The 26365-nt window shown below is 52.6% G+C and carries 29 protein-coding genes and 1 other annotated feature; of the genes, 9 read left to right on the top strand and 20 right to left on the bottom strand.

Features of this window, described 5'->3' with window-relative positions; all coding sequences use genetic code 11:
- Positions 1-12: 12 nt before the first annotated feature.
- Positions 13-681, top strand: a complete 669-nt coding sequence (locus BCM02_RS23765) for a hypothetical protein (RefSeq protein WP_148931611.1) — start codon at positions 13-15, stop codon at positions 679-681.
- Positions 682-772: 91 nt separating this feature from the next.
- Positions 773-1150, top strand: coding sequence for a VOC family protein (locus tag BCM02_RS23760; RefSeq protein WP_148931610.1), 378 nt, complete (start codon positions 773-775; stop codon positions 1148-1150).
- A 99-nt stretch (positions 1151-1249) separates the two neighbouring features.
- Here BCM02_RS23760 and BCM02_RS23755 read toward each other — a convergent pair whose 3' ends face one another.
- Positions 1250-1792, bottom strand: coding sequence for a hypothetical protein (locus BCM02_RS23755; RefSeq protein WP_148931609.1), 543 nt, complete (start codon positions 1790-1792; stop codon positions 1250-1252).
- Between the two features lie 167 nt (positions 1793-1959).
- Complete coding sequence (locus tag BCM02_RS23750; protein ID WP_148931608.1) at positions 1960-3657, bottom strand: DUF4127 family protein; 1698 nt, start codon at positions 3655-3657, stop codon at positions 1960-1962.
- Between the two features lie 325 nt (positions 3658-3982).
- On the opposite strand from BCM02_RS23750, the gene BCM02_RS35405 reads away from it, so the two are divergent.
- Complete coding sequence (locus BCM02_RS35405) at positions 3983-4123, top strand: hypothetical protein (RefSeq protein WP_187434378.1); 141 nt, start codon at positions 3983-3985, stop codon at positions 4121-4123.
- A gap of 58 nt (positions 4124-4181) precedes the next feature.
- On the opposite strand, the gene lepB is transcribed toward BCM02_RS35405, so the two are convergent.
- The 3 genes from lepB to BCM02_RS23735 form a co-directional block, all read right to left on the bottom strand.
- Positions 4182-4736, bottom strand: a complete 555-nt coding sequence (gene lepB, locus BCM02_RS23745; RefSeq protein ID WP_148931607.1) for a signal peptidase I — start codon at positions 4734-4736, stop codon at positions 4182-4184.
- Between the two features lie 106 nt (positions 4737-4842).
- A complete protein-coding gene (locus tag BCM02_RS23740; protein ID WP_148931606.1) occupies positions 4843-6207 on the bottom strand; it encodes a hypothetical protein in 1365 nt (454 codons plus the stop codon).
- Between the two features lie 412 nt (positions 6208-6619).
- Positions 6620-9409 carry a glycoside hydrolase family 3 protein gene (locus tag BCM02_RS23735; protein WP_246183526.1) on the bottom strand — a complete coding sequence of 930 codons (2790 nt, stop codon included), beginning with the start codon at positions 9407-9409 and terminating at the stop codon, positions 6620-6622.
- A gap of 271 nt (positions 9410-9680) precedes the next feature.
- Here BCM02_RS23735 and BCM02_RS23730 point away from each other — a divergent pair, with 271 nt between their 5' ends.
- Positions 9681-9992, top strand: a complete 312-nt coding sequence (locus tag BCM02_RS23730) for a Dabb family protein (protein ID WP_148931604.1) — start codon at positions 9681-9683, stop codon at positions 9990-9992.
- Positions 9993-10119: 127 nt separating this feature from the next.
- On the opposite strand, the gene BCM02_RS23725 is transcribed toward BCM02_RS23730, so the two are convergent.
- From BCM02_RS23725 to BCM02_RS23710, 4 genes are all read right to left on the bottom strand, one after another.
- Positions 10120-10947, bottom strand: a complete 828-nt coding sequence (locus BCM02_RS23725) for an alpha/beta fold hydrolase (RefSeq protein WP_148931603.1) — start codon at positions 10945-10947, stop codon at positions 10120-10122.
- Between the two features lie 170 nt (positions 10948-11117).
- Positions 11118-12104, bottom strand: coding sequence for a tryptophan--tRNA ligase (gene trpS, locus BCM02_RS23720; protein ID WP_148931602.1), 987 nt, complete (start codon positions 12102-12104; stop codon positions 11118-11120).
- 45 nt (positions 12105-12149) lie between these two features.
- Positions 12150-12404 (bottom strand) — a binding site (T-box leader).
- A 226-nt stretch (positions 12405-12630) separates the two neighbouring features.
- Positions 12631-12963 carry a chaperone CsaA gene (csaA, locus tag BCM02_RS23715; RefSeq protein ID WP_148931601.1) on the bottom strand — a complete coding sequence of 111 codons (333 nt, stop codon included), beginning with the start codon at positions 12961-12963 and terminating at the stop codon, positions 12631-12633.
- Between the two features lie 46 nt (positions 12964-13009).
- A complete protein-coding gene (locus tag BCM02_RS23710) occupies positions 13010-13459 on the bottom strand; it encodes a MerR family transcriptional regulator (RefSeq protein ID WP_148931600.1) in 450 nt (149 codons plus the stop codon).
- Between the two features lie 173 nt (positions 13460-13632).
- Here BCM02_RS23710 and BCM02_RS23705 point away from each other — a divergent pair, with 173 nt between their 5' ends.
- Positions 13633-14484 (top strand): aldo/keto reductase, encoded by an 852-nt coding sequence (locus BCM02_RS23705; protein WP_148931599.1) that lies wholly within the window; start codon positions 13633-13635, stop codon positions 14482-14484.
- Between the two features lie 193 nt (positions 14485-14677).
- On the opposite strand, the gene BCM02_RS23700 is transcribed toward BCM02_RS23705, so the two are convergent.
- Positions 14678-14911, bottom strand: coding sequence for an XRE family transcriptional regulator (locus tag BCM02_RS23700; protein ID WP_148931598.1), 234 nt, complete (start codon positions 14909-14911; stop codon positions 14678-14680).
- Positions 14912-15270: 359 nt separating this feature from the next.
- Between BCM02_RS23700 and BCM02_RS23695 the strand changes: the two genes are divergently transcribed.
- Positions 15271-15783, top strand: a complete 513-nt coding sequence (locus BCM02_RS23695) for a hypothetical protein (RefSeq protein WP_148931597.1) — start codon at positions 15271-15273, stop codon at positions 15781-15783.
- 359 nt (positions 15784-16142) lie between these two features.
- Here the strand turns inward: BCM02_RS23695 and BCM02_RS23690 are convergent, their stop codons facing one another.
- The 4 genes from BCM02_RS23690 to BCM02_RS23675 form a co-directional block, all read right to left on the bottom strand.
- Complete coding sequence (locus BCM02_RS23690; protein WP_246183525.1) at positions 16143-16739, bottom strand: acetyltransferase; 597 nt, start codon at positions 16737-16739, stop codon at positions 16143-16145.
- A 32-nt stretch (positions 16740-16771) separates the two neighbouring features.
- On the bottom strand, positions 16772-17206 hold the full coding sequence (locus tag BCM02_RS23685) for an SMI1/KNR4 family protein (RefSeq protein ID WP_148931596.1): 435 nt from the start codon (positions 17204-17206) through the stop codon (positions 16772-16774).
- A gap of 173 nt (positions 17207-17379) precedes the next feature.
- On the bottom strand, positions 17380-17997 hold the full coding sequence (locus tag BCM02_RS23680) for a GNAT family N-acetyltransferase (RefSeq protein ID WP_148931595.1): 618 nt from the start codon (positions 17995-17997) through the stop codon (positions 17380-17382).
- 7 nt (positions 17998-18004) lie between these two features.
- Positions 18005-18616, bottom strand: coding sequence for a TetR/AcrR family transcriptional regulator (locus tag BCM02_RS23675; protein WP_148931594.1), 612 nt, complete (start codon positions 18614-18616; stop codon positions 18005-18007).
- Positions 18617-18847: 231 nt separating this feature from the next.
- Here BCM02_RS23675 and BCM02_RS23670 point away from each other — a divergent pair, with 231 nt between their 5' ends.
- Positions 18848-20254, top strand: coding sequence for a hypothetical protein (locus tag BCM02_RS23670; RefSeq protein WP_148931593.1), 1407 nt, complete (start codon positions 18848-18850; stop codon positions 20252-20254).
- 113 nt (positions 20255-20367) lie between these two features.
- Here the strand turns inward: BCM02_RS23670 and BCM02_RS23665 are convergent, their stop codons facing one another.
- The 4 genes from BCM02_RS23665 to BCM02_RS23650 form a co-directional block, all read right to left on the bottom strand.
- Positions 20368-20706, bottom strand: coding sequence for a hypothetical protein (locus BCM02_RS23665; RefSeq protein ID WP_148931592.1), 339 nt, complete (start codon positions 20704-20706; stop codon positions 20368-20370).
- A 472-nt stretch (positions 20707-21178) separates the two neighbouring features.
- Positions 21179-21805 carry a hypothetical protein gene (locus tag BCM02_RS23660; RefSeq protein ID WP_148931591.1) on the bottom strand — a complete coding sequence of 209 codons (627 nt, stop codon included), beginning with the start codon at positions 21803-21805 and terminating at the stop codon, positions 21179-21181.
- A 161-nt stretch (positions 21806-21966) separates the two neighbouring features.
- Positions 21967-22479, bottom strand: coding sequence for a GNAT family N-acetyltransferase (locus BCM02_RS23655; protein ID WP_246183524.1), 513 nt, complete (start codon positions 22477-22479; stop codon positions 21967-21969).
- A 53-nt stretch (positions 22480-22532) separates the two neighbouring features.
- Positions 22533-22955: a hypothetical protein gene (locus tag BCM02_RS23650; RefSeq protein WP_148931590.1), complete on the bottom strand. Its 423-nt coding sequence runs from the start codon at positions 22953-22955 to the stop codon at positions 22533-22535.
- A gap of 203 nt (positions 22956-23158) precedes the next feature.
- Here BCM02_RS23650 and BCM02_RS23645 point away from each other — a divergent pair, with 203 nt between their 5' ends.
- Both BCM02_RS23645 and BCM02_RS23640 read left to right on the top strand, forming a co-directional pair.
- Positions 23159-24163: an aminoglycoside phosphotransferase family protein gene (locus tag BCM02_RS23645; protein WP_148931589.1), complete on the top strand. Its 1005-nt coding sequence runs from the start codon at positions 23159-23161 to the stop codon at positions 24161-24163.
- 167 nt (positions 24164-24330) lie between these two features.
- Positions 24331-24699, top strand: coding sequence for a MoaF-related domain-containing protein (locus tag BCM02_RS23640; RefSeq protein ID WP_148931588.1), 369 nt, complete (start codon positions 24331-24333; stop codon positions 24697-24699).
- 65 nt (positions 24700-24764) lie between these two features.
- Here the strand turns inward: BCM02_RS23640 and BCM02_RS23635 are convergent, their stop codons facing one another.
- Positions 24765-25595, bottom strand: a complete 831-nt coding sequence (locus BCM02_RS23635; protein ID WP_148931587.1) for a hypothetical protein — start codon at positions 25593-25595, stop codon at positions 24765-24767.
- A gap of 107 nt (positions 25596-25702) precedes the next feature.
- Positions 25703-26320: an SMI1/KNR4 family protein gene (locus tag BCM02_RS23630; RefSeq protein ID WP_148931586.1), complete on the bottom strand. Its 618-nt coding sequence runs from the start codon at positions 26318-26320 to the stop codon at positions 25703-25705.
- Positions 26321-26365 lie beyond the last annotated feature (45 nt).

Genomic DNA, 26365 nt, shown 5'->3' with positions numbered 1-26365 from the left:
GAGATCGTGTCGATGCTAGTAAAGAAGACTATTGCGTTTATTATCCTCGCATTATCGGTATGCGGCTGCACGGCGCCTGACAAAGAACCCTCAACGAATATCACCAAGGTCGAACTCGTCAAAAGGGATTCCACGATTCTTTACGGAAATAAGGGAATCGAAAATTATTCGGCCCTGCTGCTCGCACATAACGGTATGGAAAAGTCCTTCGACTGGGCCACGATGATGGACGAGCAATATCCGCCCGTCTTGGAAGAAGCGGATCTCAATCATGACGGAACGAATGAGGTTGTCGTGATTCTCCTGAAGGCCAAACGACCAGGCGTAATGCAGCAGGAACTCCATGTACTGAATGCCAACGACCTCTCGGAAGTAGCCGTAGAAGACCACATTGCCTATATCAAAAATACCGCGAAATCCGTTCTCGTTCACGGTGACGGAATGGTCCGCATTACGCTTGAGCTTGGCGAGAAGAAGTACGAGAAACAATACAACGAAACCTTGCTTCCGGACTGGCCCGATGCGATTTATTTCGGCCCCATGATTACGTATGCGGTAACCGACAATCAGTTGACCGCCACCGCGCTCGGCGCCGTGTCGACAACGACCTATGCCATGAGCGTTAGGTTGGATTACGACGAAAGTTTCAAGATTCATAACGCAACCATCGAGGAAATTTAAGGATGCTCATTACACCCGCAGAATTGATTTTCCCCACCCGCTCTGATAAATTGAGGTCGTCCATCCATCAACCGAAGAAAAGGGTGCCACGATGATTAACAAAATCGGCAAGATCACCGTCTATGTCAACGATCAAGAACAGGCGAAGGCGTTCTGGTTAAACAAGATCGGATTCGTCTTAAAAGCGGAGCAGCCGATGGGGCCGAATGCGACCTGGCTGGAGGTTGGGCCTAGCGACAGCGAATTTACGACGCTGGTGCTCTATTCCAAGGCGGCCATGCAGCAGCAGAACCCATCCGCCGTCGCGCATCCGTCCGTTCTCTTCAGCACGACGGATATCGATGCGGCGTATGAGGGCATGAAGCACAACGGGGTAGAAGTCGGGGATTTAATGAAAATGCCGTACGGATCCATGTTCACCTTCAAAGATCAAGACGGCAACGAATACTTATTGCGGGAAGATAAATAGGTTGCAAACAGTTGCAAACGGCGAACGGATATCCGATCTCACGGAATATCCGTTTTTCGCTTTTATAAAGGGTCTGCTCCTAGCGATAGGCGGCGCGGGTCATTCGGACGCGTTCCGAATCATAATCCGCTTCTTCTCGATCGGCTGACCATACCCATCCAGCTCGTCTTTCCGCTCAACGGCAAACCACGCATCGCCGCGTTCAACCATCTCCCGGCTTTCCGTAAAATCCGCCGTAATCCGGTCCAAGGTCAGGTCGAGGACGACCTGATCGTCTTTGACGAAGACGAGCTTATGCAGGTGGTCATAAATTAACGGATGATCGCCTACGCTGGTCTGGTCGATCAGATAGCCGAGATACGAATCGCTCGTATTCCATGTCGACCCAACGGTTTGCTCCATCACGTCTCGCGGCGTGTAGGGCTGAAACATATACATCCGGTCCCACGCAAAGTCGGCCACTTCCGTCATCCGAAACGTCCGTTTCTCTTGAACCGCCGTTTGTAAATGCTGGACGAACGCGTCCGCATGGCCATTCGCGACTCGGGTCTGGCGGTAATCCATGTAACTCATCGCAACGGGCGTGCTGACGGCAATCGCAACGACGAAGGCCAGCATGGCCACCATTTTTCTTGTTCTCATAGAACCCCTCTCGATTCCCATTGTGCGTCCTTCTCGATGCGAGACATCCATTAGACGTCCTAATGGGCCGGCATGTTGCAGCCTCGGGTGCAAGAGAGCAAACAAACAAGCCCCGTACCGAGCCGCAGCGACGGTACGAGGCTTGCTTTCCTATGAGGCTAGCCGGTTCAATCGTCCAATTTGACCTTCGGCGCAAGGGTAATCTCGAACGCCCGCCCCCAGATAAAGTCCGGGTTGTGCGGAGCTAGCGACGCGCGCGCATAATCGGCATACGTCCACTCCTCCTCGTCTACTCGGCTGACGTTCGAGGAAGGCTGCCCGGCGCCGATGCCGAAGGCGTTCGTCATCGCGAGCGCGGACGTATGCGTCTGCATCCGCTCCCGCAGCAGCTCGACCAGATACGCATAATCCGCCGGCGCGTTAAACAACCGCATATGCTGATTCGCCGTGACATCCTTATACAGCGAGTGTTCGTTGGAGTATGCGCGCACCTCGGCAATCGCAAGCACCTTGTAGTAGTAGTCCTTCAGGAACCGCTTGAACAAGAGCGAGCCATGGGCATTCACGGCCTGATCCAGCGAAGAAGGGCGGCTCTCGGTCCGCACATACATATACCGCGCATGCGCCATCCCGAGAGCAAGTCCGGTCCGATTGCCGTACGTATTCCATGAACTGTAGCCGAGCAGTCTGCCGGCATATCGACTCGCTAGCAGCGCTTCGGTTACGGTCCGGTCCGCCACGAAGCCTATGCAGTCGATGACGACGGTCGGGATGCGGCCTTGGCCGTTCGCTTCCAGCTGGCTGACCGCGCCGGCCGCTTGACCGGCGGCGGTAATGACGAGAATCTCGGCATCCGGCGACTCTTCCTCGTATCGACCGCCGACGATGTCGATGTGGCGCAATATATTCTGATGCAAATTCATGTACTCGTAAACGTTAATGATCGTCGAGCCGTGCGGTCCGTAGTAGCGGATGGCATAACCGGTCTTGTCGCCGCGGCGATAGAAGCGATCGGCCATCCGAGCTAGGAGCGAATGACCTAACCCGTCCGCCTCGGGCAGCAGTATGGCGCGCTCCGGATTTTGGCCGCCGGCGCCGCCGAGCCAGTCGTCGATGCACCTCTCCGCCAGCGCGATTTCGTTCGCCTGAATGCCTTGGATATAGGAATCGTCCACGCCGATCGCGAGGAAATCGATATAGCCTGCGCGGGCCAGCTGCTCCAAGATATAATAGTTGGTCTGCAGCTTGTGCTGCCGCGCCTGGTAGTAATGCGTCTTGTCGAACGCGACGGCGGCCGGGAACTTCGTGCCGTCCGGCTTGACGTCATAGCTGGTCAGCACGCCGGCCAGATCCGCGGCGCTCTGGCGCGGCTGCTGCGCGAATGACCGCGTCTCGTTGTAGACGTCCAAGGACGTCCCTTCGACGAACGTATTCGCCGCCATGCGCATAATCGTATCCAGCACATACACGGGCTTTTCCGGGTACATTTGCTTCAATTGACGGATCACGTCCAGCAGCTGCGTCGCTTCTGAATCATAATCGGGGTACGCGGCCACGGGGCTCGTCCGCAGGCGGCGGCTTCCGATCAGGCCGCCGTATACGAGCATGTCGGCCGAAATAATAAAGCCATCCGCGTCCGCGGCATGGTCCAGAATGAACTTCCGAATGCGGATCGGCTTGCCGAAGACGGGCGAATGGGTCGTCAGGAGCGTCGAACCCGAGTCGGTCTTCCGCGTGTCCATGCGGTTCTTCACATCTTCGGCGGGGGGCGTCAGCACGCGAATGCCGGCCGTTTCCCCCTGCTTGATGACGTCATCCAGATTAACGGGGCGGTCGTCGAGCGGCACGTACAGCACTTTTTTCATGCGGTCAACTCCTTGGTCGGTATCTTGAAGCCACGTTCCACACCATTAGACGCGGCGAACAAAGAATAAGTTTCCAGCGCCGGGCGATTGCTTACCTTAACGGGCGACTTACGTGCCGAGCCGGTCATGGACTAAAGAACGTGTCTTCGGCCAGCTGAATCAACTTGTCCGTCGCTCTTTTATTAGCCGGATCGGTGAGTCGCATCCAATCCGGGTACAAAGTATTGGTCCGTTCAACCCTCTCCAACCTTCGCCAACTTCTGTTAAAATATGTATCGCAACACTCGTCCCTTATCCTTACACATAAAAGGAGGCAATTTTAACGATGAAAAAATTGAAATTCGGCTTCATTGCCGGTTGTTTGGCCGTCTGCATGGTGTTTGCGTTCTCCGGCGCAGCCAGCGCGAGCGATTATCCAGGTCCGAAGGTGTACGGAGAAGATTGGCCTGAACGCGGCTGGTGCTAATTAAATCTACAAATCAAAACGAGCCGCTAGAATCGCTTCTAGGGCTCGTTTTTTGCTGCTAATCCAATTGCCCGAACACGCCGGGCGGCCAGAGCCGGAAGATCGCTCGGCCTTCCAAGCTCGAGATGGCGATCGGCCCGAGCTCGCGGCTGTCGATGCTGTGCTCGCGGTTATCGCCCATCACGAACACATGCCCCGACGGCACCGTATACGGCAGGGACACGCTTCCCGCATAGGTACTGCCTTTCGCGTACGGCTCTTCCTGCAGCTCTCCGTTGATATACAACCGCCCCGCCTGGACGTCGATGACATCGCCCGGCAGGCCGATCAGTCTTTTCACGAGGCGCAGTTCATATTCGGGGCCGTTAATGATGACGATATCGCCGCGATCGGGGGCATTGAACCGGTACGACAGTTTATCCTCGACGAGCCGTTGACCTTCGTAGAGCGTGCCCTGCATCGATACGTTTTGAACCTCCGTCTGGGCAATCGCGTAATTTTGGATCAACAGACTGCCTGCGATCGCGATCGACAACGTGATGGTCCAATCCCGGATTTCCCGGAATACGCCTTTCTTGGCGGCTGGAGCGGGTTGCGGCTTCGACTTGCTCAAGCGTTCATTCCCCTTCCTCTTTCGTGATTATCCTAAAATATCCAATCCTATCCAATCAGACGCGAGATCGAACAAATAGTTGCAGCCCGGCTAAAATAAATCCCCGTCATCCGCCGAGCGCAACCAGCAGATACACGATCAGCCCCAGCCCCATGAAGGCGGCGTACTTGTAATTCGGCGCAGCCATCTCGAAGACGGATTTCCCGAGCAGACCGGACAGTAGATTATTGACGGCCGAAGCCGGCGATATCGGGTTGGACAATGCCCAGCCGCCGAGCAGCAGCACCGCGAAATAGACCGGACCGATCCCGACGCTCGCAGGGTCTATGCCCCCGGCCAGCAGCGTCACGGGCACGATCGGATGAAGCCCGATTAGCGACGTTCCCGCGATCAACAGAATGGCGAGCAGCGAGAACGTGATCGCCATCGGCAGCGGGACGATCTCCAGCCAGCCCGGAACCTTGGAGCCGAAGTCCGTCGCCCCGATCGAACCGCTGAAGAAGCCGGCCGCCAGAAAGAGCGTGATCTCCTTTTGCAGAGCAGGCAGCGTGACCGCGACATGGTTCCTTAACCCTTCCCGATAGACGCGCCAAGCCCCTAGCGTTAAGCACCAGCACAGCGGGAAAGCGGCCGCGGCCAAGCAGATCAAGAGGACCATGGGCAGCTCGATCAAGCGTTCCAAGACCAGAATCACGATAATGGCCGCCGCTAGATACAGCGCGAGGCCGTACGGGAACGCCGCGCGCTCCTTCGCGTCCGCCGACTGCCCGGGTTCGGCATCTTCCACCTCGGCTTGACGCAGCTCGCGCCAATCGACGGCCCAGCTGATGGCAAGGCTCAGCACCGCCAATCCCAGCATATATGGCAGGACGGACGACCAAGACAGCCCAAGCGACGAGGTGACGAGCGTCATCGCGGCAAAATAGGGCGACCACAGAATGGCCCCCGCAAAGCCCCGGTTCATCGCGTTGGCGAGCAGCTGGCTCATGCCCGGCAGCGGCCTCACGAACACCATTTGATACACGACCGGAATCGAGCCCACGTTAATAAAGACGCCCATGATCTGCGTTAGCAGCTGCGTGCCCAAGAACAAAGCCGTCTTGCTGCGCAGGCTCGCTTCGTAAAACCGCTTCAACGCTTCCACGTACCGGGGAATGCGAACCGGAATCCCGAACAAGGGGGCGAATAAGAACAGCGTCACGATCGTCACGTTAATGCCGGCCGACTCGAACCAGGTTCGCGCATCCGCTTGCTGAATCGACAGCAGCATGACGCCGGCAGCCAGGAAGAAAACCGTGAGCCAGCGCGTCATCCCTTTCAGTCTCGGCAACAGGAGGAGGATCGCGGCGAACACCAACCCGCCCATCAGAAATACCAGCTCATCAAGTCCAGCCGCCTGCAGCACAATATAAACGGCGGCTATCGAAAAGATCAGCGTCCTCTCGATAGCCGTCCTTATCGCGGATATCATCCGCCCCGCCTTCTTTCCTCTCATCTCGAATGAACGGCTCTGCAGCGTGCTCCGCCATTGGCCGACGCCCCGCGCCGCTCGTTCAATCTTCTTCCATTATGAACAGCGCAACCGCTTACGACAATAACAACCTTCCGCTCCCCTCCCCCTCCGCTGCAATGCTGTCAGGTTAAGGGGGCTGCGCCCCGTTGGCCCCACTTTTGTTGCTCCCTCCTCCCACCTCCTCCGCCGAGGAGGCTCCAAAGGGCTTTGCCCTCTGGACTCCCTTGTTCGTGCTGGTTCGCTTGTTCGCGGTCGGCGGGAAGTTCGAGCTCTGCACGCTTTTGTCCTTGCGGACAAAGCTTCATACGCGCGTGAGTTCCCACTCAAAAAAACCAAGCCGCAATCTATACGGCTTGGTCTTCTGAGACTGCTAATTTACGCGTTTGAACGCGATCGACTCGATCTGCATGCCCGGCTTGACGGCTTCCACCGACAATTCGTATTGCCCGGCTTCCAGCTCGATGGTGAGCAGGCGCTGCTTCACCCATTTGCCTTCCGTTCCGTTCGTCTGGATGGTCGTGATCAGCTGCCCGTTCAAGCTGGCGCTGCATGCGCTTTGCGCCCATAGGTTATCGGCGGACATCAGCTCGACGACCATGCGGTAACGACCGGCTTCCTCTACCGCGAAACAAGCGGTGCCGCCAACGGCGATCTTCACGTTCGGGTCTCCCTCAATCGATTGCGCGCCATCCGCGCTTAGATTCGGATTGCCCGCGAACCAGGGAACGGATTCTTCCTGCTCCGGTTCTCTAGCGAATACCGGCGCCCCCATGATGAAGCGGCAAATATTCATCGCATTACGCTGCAGCTCGCCGCGGGTTAAGGTTCCGTTTGCCAGCGATTGCAGCGTATTGTCATCCATGACGTTCACTTCGGCCCCGTAGTTCGGGACCACCATGTACAGATCGTTCTGCGCGCGGATCATCGCGGCCGTGTTCTTGATGTCCGACGGGCCGCCTGTTACGGGATCGTTCATTCTCGCCCACCAGTCCGTCATGACGATGCCTTGGAAGCTCCATTCCTTGCGCAGAATCGTCGTATTCAGATCGTAGTTCGAAGCCGACCAATGCCCATTGATCGGATTATAGGCGGTCATAATGCAATTGGCGCCGCCTTGCTTCACCGCGATCTCGAATCCCTTCAAATAAATTTCGCGCAAGGCGCGCTCGGAGACGACCGCATCGACCTGATGCCGGTGCTTCTCCTGGTTGTTGCAGGCGAAGTGCTTCAAGGTGGCGTTCGAGCCGCCCTTCATGATCCCGCGCACGCATGCGGCCGCGAACGCCCCCGTCACGAGCGGATCCTCCGAGAAATACTCGAAATTCCGTCCGTTAAGCGGACTGCGCCGAATGTTCATGCCCGGTCCGAGCAGCGTATCGATCTCATTGCGCAGAAGCTCCCTGCCTTCCATCTCGTACAGCTGTTCGACGAGCGCCGTATCCCACGTCGCCGCGAGCAGCGTGCCGATCGGAACCTGCGTCGCTTTATGGCCGCTGTCCATCCGGATACCGGACGGTCCGTCCGCTGTGCAGGCGGTCGGAATCCCGAAGCGCAGCAGCCCTTCGCTCAAGCCGCCGAAAGCCGACGCGGTACCCGGCGTCACGAGCGGGCTGCCCATCCCTTCGCCCCGGGCGAGGGTGGCCAGATCCTCGTCGCTCAATTGTGCGACGAACGCGTCCATGCCGATATTACCAGCCGCCACATCCTGCAAGGTAAGCCCGCGGTCTCCCGTCTGCTCCAAGCTTGGCGGAAGGTTCCGTTCGATCCGCTCGGCCATCGATACCGTCCGGCGCGGCGCCTCGGCATAAAGAAGTTCATAGGTGCCGTCCGGCTTGCGCGCCCCCGGCTTCATGCGCGTATAAGCTTCCGTCGGCGCCATCGCCTCCTCCAGCTGCTCGACCACCCGCAGCGTCTCTACCGCATACCCCTCCTGCCCCTCGACGGCAACCGGCACGAGCTTCTTCACGCTGGTTCCGATATAGAGACGGTACATGCCAGGCTCCAACACATAGGCGGACGGATGTCCCGTGCTGCCCGCGTCGTCATACGAGGCTAAGGCCGCGACCGGAATCCGCAGCACGAGCCGCTGCGACTGTCCGGGCTGCAGCTCGTCCGTCTTCGCGAACGCGACAAGCGCTCTAGCCGGCTTGCCGAGGTTGCCTTGCGGCGCCTCGACGTACGCTTGGACGACCTCCTTGCCCGCATAGACGCGGCCGGCGTTGGTTACGTCAACTGCAAGCTCGAGATAGACTTGACCCTCGCGAACCGTTCGTTGCGCTTCCGAAGACACCAGCTTGAACTCGGTGTAGGACAGCCCGAACCCGAACTCGTACATGACGCGATCGGGACGGAAGGTCTCGAAATAACGGTATCCGACGTAAATATCCTCTTGGTACAGGTTCTTGCTGTCGCTGCCGTAATTCGCCGTCGACGGATAATCGTCGATCGAGTAGGCGATCGTGTCGGTTAATTTGCCGCTCGGGGTTACCTCGCCGACGAGCACGTCCGCAATCGCATTGCCGCCTTCCATGCCGCCCTGCCACGCATAAATGACGCATGGAACGGCGCAGCCTTCCTCCAGCATCCAGCCCATGTCGATAATATTGGCGACGTTCAGCACGACGACCGTCTGCTCGAAGCGCGCGGCGACGAGCTTCAGGACCGCTTTCTCGTCCGGCGTCAGCTGGTAGCTGCCCGGCGTATTCGCGTTATCCTGATCTTCTCCGGCCGTTCGGCCGATGACGACGATCGCTTTGTTCGATTGCATGCGAGCCGCGGACACCAGCTCGTCCGTCAGCGGCATCTCTTGCTGATGCCACGGCTCCGCCGCCCAGCCGCCGCCGCCGTTATCGAACGGATGCTCCGCCAGCCATTGTTCGTAGGCGGCCGCCAACCGCTCATTGACCGCGATCTGCGGCTTGGCGCGCAGGCCGTCGATCAGGTTCGTCGTATATGCCACATGAACGCTCCCGCCGGAGCCGGTCCCGCTTCGGTAATAGTTGAACTGCGTGCGGCCGAATACCGCCACGCGGTCCCCCTCCAGCAGCGGAAGCGCGTTTCCGTCATTCTTCAATAGCACGGCGCCTTCCGCGGCCGCTCTCCGGCTGAATGCCGCAAAGCCTTCCAACGGAACGCCGATCTGCTTCTTGGTTGTTGTCAACGTTTGATCTCCCATTCCAGCTAACCTCCGATTGCGCTGAATGACCATTTCCCGCGAGATGAAGAACCGAGAGAATGTCCGTCAGCATGCTTTGTCGTACCTAGTCCCAATGTAATCGGAAAACGGGATGAATGAAACCCCTGAGATTAGGCGAAAATTCATGTCTCTTTTCTCGCTAGCCCCGACGTCGGCGTTCCTTTCGGTTGATTGCTTTGCTAGAATAGAAACAGCGACAGAAGATTTTCCCATTCTAGTAGAAGGAGCGAATACCATGACGCAGGAGAAAGACTGGATTTTGCATTCCGTTATTTTCAGCTTGAAGCATGCCCCGGGCTCGGAGGAGGAGCAGCGGTTCCTGCAAGACGCCCGCGCCGAACTGACCTCCATTCCCGTCGTTCGCCATTTCAAGGTGTACCGCCAAGTGAGCCCGAAGAACGAGTACGACTACGGTTTCGCGATGGAATTCGCCAATCAAGCCGACTACGAGGCATACAACGATCATCCGAATCACGTCCGCTTCGTGCAGGAGCGCTGGGTGCCCGAGGTCGAGAAGTTTCTCGAGATCGATTACAAGAACGAATAGTCCTGCGTTGCGGCAGCGACTGTTAACGAGCGCATACCAGCGCAGGATAGCAGTAAGGGACTCGTCGATGATGACGGGTCCCTCTCTTTTCCATTGGCTATCCACGTTATTAATCGTCATGCTTAAATCAGTGGAACGACTTCCTTAGCCAATCCAAGACGGCATCTACGGCTTCCGTATATCGCTGCCCGACGAGCACCCCGGTATGCGTGGTCTTCCACAACCCGGTATAATCAGCACGCAGTTGTTCGGCCATCGCGCGGCCCCGGCGGTCGTCCCCCTCATTGTTCACGGCCTTGATCACCAGACATGGACACGTGATCGATCCGCTGTCCACCGGTATCCCCTTCGACTCGGCCGAGAAGACGAACGCGTTGAATGCCTTCGCCGACTCCATGGTCAAATACTTGCGCTGAAAGGCAATATCCTCCGCGGATTCATCCATCGATACAAGCTCTTCACGGGTCGGCGCGGCCACAACAGAATCCGTCGTCGGATGGCCCAATTCCTCGTAAGGGACGGCTTCATACACTTCTCTGCTAATGACCGAGTCGATCAATACGAGCCCGGCGATCTCGACGGTCTCCGCCAACTTCTGGCTTAAAATCCCGCCCATGCTAAACCCGACCACGATCGGCGGAACGCCGCACTCGGCAATCACCTCTTTGATGTCCGCCAAGTAATCGTCGAACGTAACCTGCGTCATGTCCAGCACTCTGCTTTTGTAATGGCTTCTCATATTCATCGCATAACATTTCCACCCTTCACGGATAAAGTGAGGGAGGTATTTGCTCCACATCCAACTTCCCGTGAAGGCGCCGTGCACAAACAGCAGAGGCGGTCTTTCATGCGCTGAACCCGAGAGATTGTCCCCCTCGAATATTTCCAAAAACAAATCATGCTCGCCAATATATTTCTCTTCGTGCTCCGGCAATCGTTTCGTCATGTCCTTCATCCGTAACGCCCTCCCTCAGCAAAGCTAGTTGATCGAGACCGCAGTCAAATCATGATCATTACCACCACATTATAGCGATCACTTGTTCGCTTGTAAATATTTTCCTGCTGACGGATGACGGATGACGAATGACGAAAAGCCGATCGCTGTGATCGGCTGCCGCGGCTTCTTCATTCAAACGTAACGAAACCCATCGCCTTCTTCGCCTTCACGAGCGTCTCGCTCGCCACCTCTGCCGCTCGTGCGGCGCCCTCTTTCAGCACGCGGGTCAATTCCTCCGAGTGCACGATTTCATGATAGCGCTGCTGAATCGGAATGAGCTTCTCGATGACGACCTCCGCGAGATCCTTTTTGAACCCGCCATAACCTTGCCCTTCATATCGTCGCTCGATCGTCTCGATCGGTTCACCCGAGAACACGGCGTAGATCTCGATTAGGTTGCTCACCGCGGGTTTGAGTTCCCAGTCGTAACGAACGCTCATCTCGGAATCCGTCACCGCGCGGGCAAATTTCTTGCGGATGGTTTCGGGCGAGTCCAGCATCAGCACATAGCTGCTTACGTTCGGGTTGCTCTTGCTCATTTTTTTCGCGGGATCGTCTAAGCCCATAATGCGGGAACCAATCGTCTGTATGATCGGCTCGGGCATCGCGAATGTCGGACCGAATCGGTTATTGAAACGCTCCGCCAGGTCTCTCGTCAGCTCCAAGTGCTGCTTCTGATCGTCCCCCACCGGAACATGGGTCGCCTGGTATAGCAGGATATCCGCGGCCATTAAGGCCGGGTACGTGAACAACGCCGAACTGACCGCCTCCCTCCCGTCCGACTTCTCCTTGAATTGCGTCATGCGATTCAGCTCGCCGACATGCGCTTGCGTCTCCATCAGCCATCCGAGTTCGGCATGCGCAGCGACTTGGGATTGAATGAAAATGACCGCTTTACGCGGATCGATGCCGGCCGCCAAGTAGAACGCCGCGATATCCTTCGAACGCTGGAACAGCTCCCTCGGGTCTTGCGATACCGTTACGGCATGAAGATCCGGAATAAAGAAGTAACACTCGTACTCCTCCTGCATGGCGACAAATGGATTCAGCGCCCCTCCAAATCCGCCGATATTCAGTTCGCCGCTAGGTTTGATGCCCGACAACACGCGTTTCATTCGCTCAGCCCCTTTTAATGAAAATAAAAAAAAACACCTCATCCCCAAAGGGACGAAGCGTTCACTCCGCGATACCACCCGAATTCGATCCATCGATCGCACTCACACGTGTCACAACGACTAACACGCGTCCCCAAGATAACGGAGGGACATCCCGTCAACGCCTACTGATTGCGCGCGCAACGTTCGGATTGAAGCGAAAGGAGCCATTCGCCTGCTTCATTGTGCCGGACCTTTCACCGCCCGCCGGCTCGCTTTGACAATGAACTTCAGGGTACTCGTTCCTTCCATGGCTTTTGGATATTATTTACAGTATAGTGGTTTGGATGATAATGTCAAGCGTGTTTTATGTGCCGAAGCGTAGAATGGCGTTAGCTGAACTTTCATTCTTTCTCGATTAATTTGGCAATGGATACTTGATTGGCATTTATCTCCACGAATTCTTTCGACGTGCTATGATACGCTTTTGGATAAATCGTATGATCTTCAAAGCATAATAGGCTCCTTCTAGAGATGTCGAACATTTTTAACCAATAGGAGTACCATTAGGTATTTCAATCTCTGGTTTCAATAGTATGACATCCCCCTTTTCCGGGACTCCTCCAAGAACCAATACATCCGATTGGAATCCCGCTATGCGACGAGGAGGAAAATTGACGATTGCGATTATTTGCTTTCCTATCATTTCCTCCGCCTTGTAGCGCTTCGTAATTTGTGCGCTAGATGATTTCATCCCGATCTCCGGTCCAAAATCGATCTTAAGCTTTATCGCGGGGATTTTGGCTTCTCCAAAAAACTCCGCTTCCTTAACCGTTCCGACACGGATATCAAGCGCTGCAAAATCATCAATAGTTGCCAACTTACGACCTCCCACTAACGATTTTTGTCCAACTCACAAATAGCTCTTACGCCTTACGAGCAGAGGGCGAGTAAAATACGTCACCATGCATATGCAAAATGTCGTCCCAGTTGCCGGGATTGGTCGTGTCTGGCGCACCGTGCTCCAGAATGGCCAGATATAGGGCAGTTTTTTGTTCCAAATGGGCGATGTGCCGTTTGGCTTCTTCGAGCTTTACGATCGCCGCCTCTTTATGCCCCATCATGAGCGCGAAGCGTTGCGCAATGGTCGAATCCCCTTCGAGACAGAGATCGACGTACGTTTTAATGGCTTCAATCGGCATCCCGGATTGTTTGAGGCATTTGACGCCATGCAGCCAGTTAATCGATTCTTCGTCGAACATCCGGATATTATTCTCATTGCGCTGCACGCTGGGCACGAGGCCTTTATCCGTGTAAAAGCGCACCGCGTGCTCGGTGAGTCCCGTTAGCCGGGCTGCTTCTTTGACCGTATGGATATGAAATCCTCCCCGGAAAATAAATTATTGAAGAAGACTTGCCTTCGTGTAACACGAAGGTTCTAAGCTTAGTGTAATACAAATCCAGCCGTAAGCGAACCCTCGCTGAAATGCCCGGTTCCCGGGATACGCGCCGTTTGCTGTATTACATTTGAACAATGGGAGGAATGGCCATGCAAACCGTAACCTTGAACAATGGAGTACAAATGCCGATCATCGGCTTCGGCGTCTATCAAATTCCCGATGCGAATGAATGCGAGAATGCGGTATATGAAGCGCTGATGACCGGTTACCGCCTGATCGACACCGCCGCCGGTTACCTGAACGAGGAAGCGGTCGGACGCGCGATTAAGCGCAGCGGCGTACCGCGTGAAGAGCTGTTCATCACAACCAAGCTCTGGGTTCAGGATGCCGGCTACGAGAGTGCCAAGCTGGCGTTTGCCAAGTCGCTCAAGAAGCTGCAGCTCGACTATCTCGACCTGTATCTGATTCACCAGCCGTTCGGCGATTACTACGGCGCTTGGCGTGCGATGGAAGACCTGTACCGCGAAGGCAAGATCAGGGCAATCGGTGTCAGCAACTTCCTGCCTGACCGTCTGATGGACCTGATCGTGCATAACGAGATCGTCCCCGCCGTCAACCAGGTCGAAACGCACCCGTTCTACCAACAGATCGAGAGCGCCGCTTTTATGAAAGAACAGGGCGTGCAGCACCAGTCGTGGGCGCCGTTCGCTGAAGGACTTAACAACATGTTCGGCAACGAAGTGCTGGCCGCGGTCGCGGCAAAACATTCCAAGTCCGTCGCCCAGGTCGTGTTGCGCTGGCTTGTTCAGCGTGAAGTCGTTGTCATTCCAAAATCAGCGAGAAAAGAGCGGATCGTTGAAAACTTCGACATTTTCGATTTTGAGTTGAGCACGGACGATATCGAACAAATTTCCGCGCTCGATACGCGGGAAACTCTTTTCTTATCCTACCATGACCCGAAATTCGTCAAGATGTTGGGCACCTTAAGAGTCGATCTATAAACCTTGGTCGAACCGTATACTCCCCATACAGGTAACACACAGAAGCACTACGACCTCCATACCTAACTCCCCCTTTAGCGTAACGACAAAGCAGCCGGTCCCCATGGCCGGCTGCTGCTGACTTTATTAAGCTATCTTCTCCTGTTAGCTTGCTGGATCACATTCGTCTAAAGGCAACCTACCGCTTATTCCGTTAATCACGCTTCACTTCATTCTCGTTCGGAATTAATTCATACAAGGCGCGAACATCACAACCGATGGAATCCGCGATCGATATGGCAGTTTTGAGCGGCATCACTCTTTTGTTTTCCATATAGTCGTAAACTCGTTCCGGTTTATATAGCAGGTCTTTTGCCAGCCATTCCGCTGACTTTCCGGATTCCTTCAAGCATTCATTCAGTAAGCAACGTCCTAGTTCATATTTCAAGAAGCGATGACCTCCCGCATAAAAACCATAGTTAAGTTTAAGCGTTGTCCATTGCCAGCATGAATATACGTCATGAAGGGACGCCTAACGATTAGTTCGAATTGGGCGATCGATTCTAGTTAAGCAACCATGCTTATATCCCTCGATTTTCATAGCATATCCTATCTATTAAGTGGGGAGTGAGCAGCTTGAAAAAAGGTATAAAGGCTATCGTGCGAGGCGGGATTGATTTTGCTGAGCCGTCTAGCGCTAGTAATGAAATAGAGCTCTTGTCTTGCGGAGGGGCTCCGACATCCAGCTTCGACGTGTTCGCCATTCCGAATCTTACCCAAGTGACTTTGGTTCGGGGGACCGCCAGCGTGAAGGTCACTGTACGCGAGCCCGAGGGATCGTTCGAGTGCAACTACAATGCGTTTAATGTCAGCCCGAATGTAGCTCAAAAGCTGCAGCTTAGGAGCGGAGCGAGATACTTATTCGCTTATGACAGCGTAACGAAGATCATCCGAATTCTCAGGAAACCGGTTTCGACGGAGCGCGTTCTCGTCATTCCCGACCAGACTTATCCGGCCAATCAGATCGGCATCGGCGACGGACTGAAAGAAAGGCTTGGTTACTACTTGGCCGACCAAGTCGCGATTTCGGTACGAGGCGGAGGCGCGAGCAAGCAGCTGCGCGTAAAGACGATCGAACCGGGCTTCGACGAGCTGTTCCGATACGAAATCCGGCTCAATCCCCAAAATTTCAAATTATTCGGGCTTGGAAACCAGCAGGGCGCGTTTTTCGTTTCTTACGATCAACTCAACCGAATTCTTCGATTTGGCCGTAGAACCGTCCTTAAGAAGAGAATCGTCTCTAGCAAGCGTAAAAAATAAGGCGAACGGACACATGCTGTTTGATTGCGAGGGAGCGGGCTAGCGTACAGTCGATGAACATCCCTAAGGGCATAGAGACGTTCCTGCTCGTCCGTGCAACTCGCAAATATGGACAATGAACCGGCCAGATGGCCGGTTCGTTTCGTTTGGGTATCATTCCGCTCGTCTCATCCTATTTCGTCTGACTTGGCCCAATATACCACGACCACGCCTTGGCATTTTACCAGTCTGTCCATCCATTCGGTGAAAGTGCCGCCTATCGGAACCGCGCACTCACCGGCCAACTCATTTCGGCATCGCTTTCCAGATCGACTTGGTGTAAGCAAGTTGTAACCCGAACCGTTGCATATTCATCTGGCTCACTGAACCGACAAGACCGCCACTGCAGCAGGAACGTTATGATCAGTCGCGAGAAAATAATGCCAACCTAACTTATCCTTAAGCATTCGATTATTTTTCGTGACGGCAGGCGCCAAAAATTCGGGCATTTGAAATGCCTTCGCATAGATCTCGCCGAAATGGTTAAACTCGTTGTCCTCCATCTCTCTGACTACTATCCCCTCATTCTGACGTGCCGCAGGAAGGTCTCCATCTGCTAAGCGATACAATGCGGAATGGAACCCGCTCTGATAGTAGCCTCGCTCAGCTAACTTCAACAATACATCCGGACATACGAAAGGCGGGATATCGAATCTACACGACACCTGATGTTCTTGATAAAACGCAAGAATGTCATCCAACCGATCGATATCATCGCTCGTTAATCCTCGTACGGCATTGAAATACGGATCAGGTATCCCCTTCACCACGAAAGCCCTAGCATTGCCAAAGCGCTCGATATAAACTTGCTCGGGGTTCCCTTCCAGATCTCGCATGCCACTTAAACGAGAAAGAACGGTGTTTGTTTCAGCGGACTCCACGCGTAAGGCTAACGAAGCTTCAACGGCTTGACTCATAGCACACCACCCAAATTTTCACTAATACTTGCTTAAACCGATATTACTCCCGTTGCCCAGCCTGTGATAAATTCCTCTAAGGACGAAGCGATTACGGTTCGTTGATCATTTTCATGGTTCCACACATAGATGTCTTCACGTTGAATATTTCCGTTCGTTAGTTTATATCCAAATAAATCGCCATTTCCTGCATCAGAGAAAAATAGAAACTCATCAAGAGGCTTTAAATAATCCAGGGTTTCCGGAAGCGAGCGAAAATACAGATTTTCCTTAATCGCTCTTTCCGTAGACCATACTAATGAAATGCCATAATCGCCGAAGATTCCATTTGTCTCCTGGTATAACGTCAACAACGCCTCAGGCAAGCTCGCATTTAATTTTTCTTCTATTTCCAGAAGCTCTGCCTCTGTCGCAGGGACAGAAAATTGATAATCCGATGACAGGTTACTCACGACATTTTTCCACATGATTATAATGGATCTCCTTTCATCTGTACCCTCGTTGTTTAAAATTAACAGCCCTAATATACCACCACATACTGGAACTACGCTATCCCGTAAGTTCAACAAAGACAGCCGATCGTGCTGACCGGCTGTCACTGCATTCAACTTTCGCTCCCAGATTGCTTAAGGAGCATCTTTCATTTCAGAAGACTAGAATTCGTTGGTTTCGAATATCTCAATGATACAACATAATTGATCCCGATTTTCTTTGATCGTTTAATTGGTATTTGCCTGCGTTTGTATTCTTGAAAACCTAATTTATTATAGAGTTTCATGGCCGGAATATTGGTATCGGCAACTTCTTCAATTAAGTAAGTTTCGTAAGGCGTAGCCTCAATAATATGACGAATCATTTGCGAAGCAACCCCTTGCCCCCTGGATTCAGCCGCTGTGCCTACAAATTCGATTGAACCTACGCCAGGTGAAGGATCGACAAAGGGAGATTCGAATTCTTTTTTCAGGAAAATACCAGCCATACTGCCTTTGTAAAAGCCGAGATGTTTGCGAAGCTCCCTTGTATCAAGTTTTACCGAAAGTGAAATTCCATTCGTGCAGGCAGCCATACCGATCACCCGTCCGTTGGACAAAGCCACATAAAATTGATCCAGAACGAACATATGAGCGAACGCTTCAGCAATCTTTTGGGGATTCTTGGAGAAAAAACCAAGCCACTGCGTAAAGCCCTCTGCGAATATTTCAGATATTCCTCGCCTCACATCATTCCCGGCTTGATCAGCTCTAACCACGTGAAGCATAGTCCGGTCACTCCCTTTTCTTCAATAGAAATGCGGTGAGGACAGATGGCGAGGGCATGGTGAAGTTGCTCATTAGTAATACTTTCATCTGAGCCAACCCCTGAATCGATGCATAAAAAAGGGCAGCCATTTCTTGCGCATCACCCGAGCAAAATTCCCCATCCCGCTGACCCTTGCGAATGAGTTGTGCCGTAGTATCAAGCAGCCTGGCATTTACCTGGAGAATCTCCTCAACATGTGGTGAGGCTGTGGCAGCTCCAACTAATAGCGATTGATTAATAAGGATCAGCAGATGGGCTAGTTCCTCCCCGTTGACCATGTCCGCGTAGACCTCGTCGACGAACTGTGCGATTAACTTTTTAGGAGATTGGTTGGATTCAAAGAAAGTAATATTACGTTTCAAGCCTTCAACCGCGTAGGCAACCAATTCATTAAATAACTGATCTTTCGTTTTGTAATGACGATATAGCAGCCCAATACTAATGCCCGCCGTATCCGCGATATCTTGAACATTCGTCGAGCCAAAACCTTGATGAACAAATAACTGCATCGCGGCTGAATGGATTTTTTCCCTAGTGGCATTGCGCATTTCTTCAAACTGTTCCTTGCTGCGCGGCAAACCATTCGCTCCTTTTAATGAATGAAATTTTACTCATTACATTGTATTGCGAGTGGAACAACAATATTCGATCCCCGTTAGCGAATGCTGCCCGTGCTATACATTGAATAACCTCCCGTTAGAATTCCTGTAAAACCAGGCGTGAATCCATTTTCGTCCGTTGACGAATCTATGAATCTGCTATATTTTCATATAGGGTTACACGATGTAACAGGAAAATGGGGGAACATCTTGAGCGAACAGAATGAGAACTGGACTAGACTACACAAGCTTGCAGGATTTATAGCCTTCCTTGGGTTTGTCGTTGTTGTATTGGGTGGATGCGGAGATAAAATTCCTTCCTCAGAACAGAATCAGAAATCAGGAGAGCAAGTGAACATGATTGTTGATGGAGCTAAAGTTGATTCGGATCTAGAACCAATTAAGGACGGAAGAAGGTGGTACCTGCCCCTCGACCCGATTCTTACTGCTATGGGATGGACATACAAACATGAAGCGGATAACTCCCTTGCGCTCTCCTACAGCCGGTCGAACCCGAAATCAACATGGTCGACAGAGAGCTCAACAACCTGGCTGCATGACGAATGGGAGGATGCTCTCCGAATGGTTGACGAACACATCTATATCCATTCTAAGCGATTCAGCGAAGTGACCGATGCAGAGGTTACGATTAATACAGCTGCAGGAACCATCGAGGTGAAATCCAATCCAAATCCGGGTGAGGTCACGGAAGCCGAACAAGAGGAGTACCTCGCCATGCAGGCGAAGCAGGAGGCGACCGCTGAAGAGACGAGGAGCGCCGAAGAAAGCGAACAGATCAACTACGGGAAATATACACCACCTGACATCCTTAACGAACTGTATACGTTAGGTGATCAGCTCGAAGAAGAGGGGCTGTCGCTATGGGACGAGCTCGGATTCTACGGCGGATACTACCAAAGCGAATACGGGAATACGCCTTGGGATGTCATCACCTTTGGTTGGACGGGGGGCGACGGCGAGCATTACGGTTTTCTGACCGAATTTGGTTCGATAGCGGATCTGAATGAAGCGCCCATTGTAAGGGTTTCGCCCATGGGCGGGGACGAAGCAGGAGAGGTTATCGCCAATAATATTAGAGAGTTCTTACGAATGATAGCGTTAGATGAATCTCTGCTGTATTTTTCATACGAAGATGAAGAGGCGTATAAAGCCGAGAAACAGCAAGAAGAGGCCGATCTGGGTGAGTGGGCGCCAACCAAAGAGGACAAGTCTGTCAGACGGCAGGTCATGACCAGAATGGTCGAAGCGCTTAACCTTCCAGAAATTAGCCAGCCATACTACACATACCTAGACCGAGTTAAGGCGGAGCGGGAGAATCGGATCGTCGTAGCTACGCCTGATGGACTGGGAGTTACCAATGTCCACCCGCAAGATGAGGGAAGGCAGCATGAAGCGCTGTTGGTTGATGATGATCTGGAAGCTGAGGAGCTGCAGGCCTATTTGGAGCGCGCTACCTATGCTGGCAAGTTGGCCTTGCTCCGTTCCTTCAATGCCAAGGACTTTCACAGCGAGGATCTCAGAGAAATCATAGTGGAAGAAATGACCCGCCTCGGTCTGACCGATGAAATCGCCAGGATGAATGCATCAGCCTGGTAGCCACAATCAATAAGTCCACCTGCATTAGCCGCGGGTGGACTTATTTCTTTTTTGTCATCGCAGATATGATCAAAAACGGGTATTACTCTCCCGTTCGTTTTTATCCAGAATAATTAATGAACAAAGAGCTCTTTTAACATCAACTCAATTTTCGATTCACCTTTTGTGGCAGACTTAAAGTATAGGATGTATAAATTCCCAGCAATAATCTCCACTGGAGCTTTATCAAAACAGTCTTTTTTCGCTCTCTGTAGAATACTTCCCTTATCAGATTCAAGTATATCTAAACTTTGATAGTGATAAAAATGAATTAATTCTATTGTTCTGGGTAGCAAAATTGTCTGCTGGTCTAAAGCACTCTTACTTTTAAAAGCAATTTTCCTCCTACTTGGAATTATGAATGGAATGTCCCCTTTTTCCTCAAGAAGACCCAACGCCTCAACAATGTTCATTTATCTGCTCCTTAAATTATTGACGTTAATTCAACTCCGTTTTCTCACAATTTCTAAATTCTTCACAATGGTTATGATTCCCTTCAGACAGATACACTGCCTTAAACTGCCGGTTAGCTTAACGCCAAAAAGCAGCCGATCACTCGGCTGCAGTCGTTTCTTAACTGTACTGTTGTTCTTTAGAGCTGCATGCTACAAACGTCTGTTACGCTTTTCATCCAGATAGATATCTAACGCTTCTATTCCGCGCGTCGCTAACTTGATAAATAAATATAGACTATATAAGCCAAGTAGTGCAAAGAGCCCGTCAACAATGATCAGCAAGAATGGCAATATTCCGCCCAACGACATCACGCCTCCTCGAAATGTAGATGTTAGTGCTTGTTACGAACGCGCCCCCCAAAAAGCGCCGCCTTATTCCCGACCGGATTCGTCATTACACAAAAAACTGAACAGAGCCTCGTAAAGCCTACTACACATATTGAATGTTCTCTCTATTCTCGGTTCTATCGTAACGAATCCAACTCATCTGAGTTAAATCGAGAAATTCCTTGAAACGGTCAACTGCATCCCATTGGCTGTTTAAGAAAGTTTCAGCTGTTAATAACTGTTTTAAACCTCTGATGGCCTCTTCATTAACCCCAAATAACTGAAAATCTTCTGCATTCACTGATTCGAAATGTTTCCTGATTTCACGTTCCAATACATCTGGATTTTGTAGCTCAGTTTGCACTTCTTCAAAGACTTTTTCACCTTCTACGCTTCCAAAGAGGTCTACATCCGGATATCTCTCACTCGCAATGTCATACTCAAGCTCGCCTTCAAGTTCATAGGAAAAATGGAACGAGGATATAAACTCACCTTGATTCAGTATTTCAAATCCCCAAAAATGGTCTTCTAAATTATAAAAATATAAAACAGGACAATGAATGGAGAGTTCTTCAACTAAATCAGAAGACCTTTGTTCGCCATCCTCTTTAGTAAAAAAAGCTAGCCACCGATCATTCAGTTCGATGTATGGAGTACCTGAGGAGAGGTGTTTAAAAATAATTGCCTTATCTTCGGTTCGAATTATATTCCCATATGTAAACTCACTCATGTCGCTCCACCTCTAGCATTCGATTTCTTAAACATTAATAATACCACAGCCTCCCTATTTGAATTCATCAATCGGTTTTCAACAGGGGGAGGACTGTCCCAAATTGCAAGAACTTCCCACAGCTACAAAGCATTTTGGTTTCTCTACCAATTACTGCCGTCCTATGCTTTAACCTTCGTAAAATACAGAACCAAATCATCGTCCACGCATACCGAGCTGCCGGGTACAACCGGTTGATTGTGAACCATCACGCCCCGGCCGTCCGGCACATAGCCTCTTTTGGCATACATGCGCTGCGCGCTGCCATAATCTCGGTAGAGCCCTACGCCGATCCCGACGATGCTATGCTGCCCGAGAGCTATTTTCTCCGCCTCGTCCATTAACGCGGTGCCGATTCCATGTTTGCGCAAGGCCGGAATCACGTTGAAATCGTTGATTTCCGGAATGCCATTTTGCGCGAAGTACGGATAATGCGAGCGATGAAGAAGATGCAAGCTCCCGGCAAACGCTCCCTGATAGAACGCCAATAACGTAATTCGATCTCCAGCTTCGTTCTGCTCCCAACATTCCCTGATGTAGGCCATCGGTTTTCCGATGCCGCTTTCGTGGAACACGCGATACACAAGCTCCACATCGGACGCCACCATTTGACGAACCTCAACCGCAACCACCATAACTCCACCTCCACGAATATTCGCTTTCCCCGCTGATAGAAAGATCGCGTCGACTATTCTTTCGCCGCCAAGTCTCCCTCCATCACATTGTGTATGAGAACCGTCTCCCGATCCGCAGCATAAGCGTCCGGTATCTTCTCAATCCTGAATAGAGACGCCGCTCGTTCCGTCATTCTCTTGCTGGACGAAAAATCGGCCGTTATTCCGTCCATGATTATATTGAGGACGACCTCGTCTTCCTTGACGAAGATAAGCTGATAGAAGAGTTCATCCGTTAGCTCGGCGCTGCCTTTCAACTTCGTGCCGATGATCTCTTCTATGGCTTCTCTCGGCATATACGGATCTATCCTATACATCCGATCCCACTCGAAATTCGCCACATCCGTCATCCGAAACGTGGAGTTCGCTTGAATCGCTTCGTTCAGGTTCGTCCTGAACGCCTGCGCATAGCCGCTCGACTCACGAGAGGCTTGCACGATGAATAAACCTATCAGTGCCAGGAGGCTAACATAAAAAGCAACTTTATATCTCCTCAAGTCTCTCACTCCCTACATATGACCACATGTCTATGGCCATTGCCGCGGCAAATCGCTATAACCGTCCTTTACCTACAATAATAATCGATTCCATGCTAGAATATCCAGAATAAACCAAATATAGCGAGAGGATGAAGGTAGATATGGAGGTACGACAAGCGGAACGAATCGTCGCGGAATGGGCATCGGCGAACGCCGCCGCGCTTGGCTTGGACCCGAACCAGATCCAAGCGTCATATATCTATAATCCCGGAGGCTTCTGTAACTTGTCGATCCGTTTGACGGACGGCCGTACGCGGCTGCACGTCAAGTTGGCTCCCCCGGACAATGCCGCTCGCTTGCGTCAGTGGGCGGATGTCAGCGAGTATCTCGCCGAGCGCTACGCCGCGCCCCGGCTGGTCTCTACGATTGATCGCGAGATCGTCCCGGGCTATCCATACGGCCTTGTGTTCGCCTATATCGGGGATGCGATCCCGCTTGCGGAAGCCCGTGATCCGAAAGGCCCGCTGACGGCCGTCATCGAGACGGCAGCGAAGCTCCATCGCGACGAGGTTCTTCGCGAAATGCTGCCTAAGGCAGAGACTCGCACGTATGCGGAGGCATTCGAGGACGAATACATGGAGAGGTTCACGGAGGATCTCGACGGCATACGGAAGTCGCGGGAGCTGCTCCGAGATTTCGTCTCGGACGAGACGATAACCTGGTTCGGCGAAGAGATCGAGCGATTGCGGGAGACCGTCCGCCAGACGCCTGCATTCCTGCTCCCTGCGGGCGATGTCGTGCATAACGACCTGAACGGCAATAACGTGCTGACCTGCGGCATAGACGGCTTCCGGATCATCGACTGGGACGACCTATCCGGTCAAGGCGACGCGGCGATGGATTACTCGGTACTCCTCGGACCGCTAAGACATGATTCGTCATGGCCCCTATGGAGGGACAAAGTGTTGACCGTAGCAGGAGATGCGGTCGTCGACCGACTGGAGCTGTATAGTCGGGCGAAACTGCTCGACGATGTCATCGACGTGCTAGCCGATTATGTGGAGGCAGAGCAGGTGCCGGAGCATCGTGAGGAAGCCCAACGCAAAGCCAAGGCGATTCATCTGCAAGCCTATCCGCTGTATCTCGCAATATATGGCGCCGAATAAAGCAGGCAAGTCGTTTCAATGCAACAGGGAGCAGCGCCACGGCGGCCTGCTCCCTGTTAGTTCATATGCAGCATCATTTACCCGAGTTTGGAGCGGCGGCCAAAAAGCTCGTATTAGCGCATACGCCTAGATGTTGCATATACTGCTCACAAAAGGAGGCGTATGGTATGCATCATCCGCATTTTCATTATGTAGAGCAGCATCATGATCTCCCGGCTTATGCGGGAAAGACCTATCGCTACGATTATGTAGATGGGAATGTCTTCATCATTCAATTCTTCGACGCCACGCATCGTCATGATGAAGGAATTGCCGGTCAGCATAAAGGATACAAAGGGTATTATTCATTCAATTACGTCGAGATCGCCCCTTGCGTTTACTTTATGTATTGGTTGGAAGAGGTCTATACCGTTAGCCAAATTCTCGATCTTCATCGGATGGTCGTCTATACCCATTATACCTACGATAAAGATGGCGATCGCCAAAGCTTATTCCATTGCGGTGCAGTAACCGAATTATGTCGGTCGCAAGCTTAGGCGACTGCCACGAAGAGCCCCGTACCGATCGCAGATCGGTACGGGGCTGCGCATGGGAGCGTGGCTTACAACGTCGTCATCGCCGGCGCGAAGGAGTCTTCGATGCCCATCAGCCCATCTCCGTATACGATTCGGAAGGTGTGTCGATTGTCCGACCCATCGCGCACCTCGAACTGAAAGCCGCCCATGTAGATCAACTCGGCTTGTTTCAAATTGTCGAAATAAATGGCATAGATCGAGATGAGCTTCTTCGCATTGGCCGTCGTCAACGCGATATCATCCACGACCGAGAAACGCGCCAGCTGGTCCGCATTGCCCGCCTGGATCAGGCGAATGTATTCGGTCGCCAAGTCTTCCGCATACGGCAAATACCGGATGTAGGACCAGTCCAACGACGGCTGCTCGGCGCCTTGCGACAGGCTAACGTATAGCCTATCTTCGATCTCGACGGGATCGCCGCCATTCTTCGTTCCCGTTATCCTGTAGGTCGCTTGCCGCTCCCCGGGCTCGTGAAGCTCGGCCTGAATCGCGCCCGGATCGATCTCCGCGCTGAGCATCTTCAGGAACTGGTTCATGAAGGTCGAGTCAATTTTTAAATAATCGCGATAATAGTCCGGATTCATGTCCACCAGAATATCGGTCAGCTTCTTGCCGTCCTGCGCTCGAACGGCCTGAAGGAAAGGTTGAAGCTGCCGGTCGAATTCCAGATTGGAGGCATTGTCTTCATCATGCTGCGTAGGCGGCTCCGTGCCGAGGTTGGCCGTCTCGGTAACCGTCGTGGATGTCGCAGCAGGGTTATTCCGTTCAACCGGCTCGGCTTGGTTAGCGGTACAAGCCGTTAGCACGATTAGCAGCGGAACAGCCAACAGTCTGCGTGCTTTCGAGGATCGCGCCATTCTTCGACTCTCCTATTATGAGATTACGCTATCTATTGGACACGGCGGTTCGTTAACGGGTAGACCTCCGATCGGTATAGCGGCTGCCAGCGTTCCCCATTCAGACGTCATGTCCTGATTTCATCGAGCGAACGATCCAGCCAAGTCTCGTACCAGGTCAGAAACGTCAACCGCTCCGTATTATCGAAATAATGGTCCGGGTATATGCCGCCTTGGTTGACTCGGTCATCGATCCAAATTTGGCCGTAGGATGGGCCATTCACGACAAGATTGATGGACACGCCGCAGCCAAAATTGCTGATGCGCAGCAGTCCGGCCGACTTGTCCGGACCGAAATAATCGTTCTCCAGCGCTTCCTGTTCCTCTTCGCTCAAGCGCTCGTCGTCCCAGTCCGTCTCCGCGTTCCATGCTTCCGTATACGAGAAGCAGCCCGAGACGTCGTTAAGCTCGCTTTTATAATCCAGATCGGTGTACACGCCTTCTTCCGGACGCTCCAATCCATAATAGGGACCAGCCCCTCCGCTGCCCGCAAGCATCAGAAATGCCCGGTACTCCTCGGGCAACTTCACGTTCCACTTCTGCTCGAAACGCAGCACCTCTTCCGGATTCCAGACTTCATCCAACTCGTAAAGATGACCTTCCGCTCCGAAAATCTCATACGTTTCGTCCTCCTGTTTGAGTGCTTGCAGCTTGGCAAGAATACGCTCGATTGGCTCGTTATACACGACATTGATCCTCCCGGAAAGAAAGAATTGGACTTGGTAGAACGC

Source organism: Paenibacillus methanolicus, assembly GCF_008124765.1.
In the GTDB taxonomy this organism is placed as follows: Bacteria; Bacillota; Bacilli; order Paenibacillales; family Paenibacillaceae; genus Paenibacillus_Z; species Paenibacillus_Z methanolicus.
This window is presented reverse-complemented; position numbering and strand designations above follow the sequence as displayed.

Bases quoted from the DNA above. Each gene is read 5' to 3' on its own strand.
- BCM02_RS23635 (WP_148931587.1), bottom strand. From the start codon at position 25,595: ATGGCGCGATCCTCGAAAGCACGCAGACTGTTGGCTGTTCCGCTGCTA.
- BCM02_RS35405 (WP_187434378.1), top strand. From the start codon at position 3,983: ATGAAAAAATTGAAATTCGGCTTCATTGCCGGTTGTTTGGCCGTCTGC.
- trpS (WP_148931602.1), bottom strand. From the start codon at position 12,104: ATGAAACGCGTGTTGTCGGGCATCAAACCTAGCGGCGAACTGAATATC.
- BCM02_RS23750 (WP_148931608.1), bottom strand. From the start codon at position 3,657: ATGAAAAAAGTGCTGTACGTGCCGCTCGACGACCGCCCCGTTAATCTG.
- BCM02_RS23765 (WP_148931611.1), top strand. From the start codon at position 13: ATGCTAGTAAAGAAGACTATTGCGTTTATTATCCTCGCATTATCGGTA.
- BCM02_RS23730 (WP_148931604.1), top strand. From the start codon at position 9,681: ATGACGCAGGAGAAAGACTGGATTTTGCATTCCGTTATTTTCAGCTTG.
- BCM02_RS23725 (WP_148931603.1), bottom strand. From the start codon at position 10,947: ATGAAGGACATGACGAAACGATTGCCGGAGCACGAAGAGAAATATATT.
- BCM02_RS23685 (WP_148931596.1), bottom strand. From the start codon at position 17,206: ATGTGGAAAAATGTCGTGAGTAACCTGTCATCGGATTATCAATTTTCT.
- BCM02_RS23680 (WP_148931595.1), bottom strand. From the start codon at position 17,997: ATGCTTCACGTGGTTAGAGCTGATCAAGCCGGGAATGATGTGAGGCGA.
- BCM02_RS23755 (WP_148931609.1), bottom strand. From the start codon at position 1,792: ATGAGAACAAGAAAAATGGTGGCCATGCTGGCCTTCGTCGTTGCGATT.
- BCM02_RS23655 (WP_246183524.1), bottom strand. From the start codon at position 22,479: ATGGTGGTTGCGGTTGAGGTTCGTCAAATGGTGGCGTCCGATGTGGAG.
- BCM02_RS23665 (WP_148931592.1), bottom strand. From the start codon at position 20,706: ATGAACATTGTTGAGGCGTTGGGTCTTCTTGAGGAAAAAGGGGACATT.
- BCM02_RS23760 (WP_148931610.1), top strand. From the start codon at position 773: ATGATTAACAAAATCGGCAAGATCACCGTCTATGTCAACGATCAAGAA.
- BCM02_RS23705 (WP_148931599.1), top strand. From the start codon at position 13,633: ATGCAAACCGTAACCTTGAACAATGGAGTACAAATGCCGATCATCGGC.
- BCM02_RS23740 (WP_148931606.1), bottom strand. From the start codon at position 6,207: ATGATATCCGCGATAAGGACGGCTATCGAGAGGACGCTGATCTTTTCG.
- BCM02_RS23690 (WP_246183525.1), bottom strand. From the start codon at position 16,739: ATGAGTCAAGCCGTTGAAGCTTCGTTAGCCTTACGCGTGGAGTCCGCT.
- BCM02_RS23645 (WP_148931589.1), top strand. From the start codon at position 23,159: ATGGAGGTACGACAAGCGGAACGAATCGTCGCGGAATGGGCATCGGCG.
- BCM02_RS23660 (WP_148931591.1), bottom strand. From the start codon at position 21,805: ATGAGTGAGTTTACATATGGGAATATAATTCGAACCGAAGATAAGGCA.
- BCM02_RS23640 (WP_148931588.1), top strand. From the start codon at position 24,331: ATGCATCATCCGCATTTTCATTATGTAGAGCAGCATCATGATCTCCCG.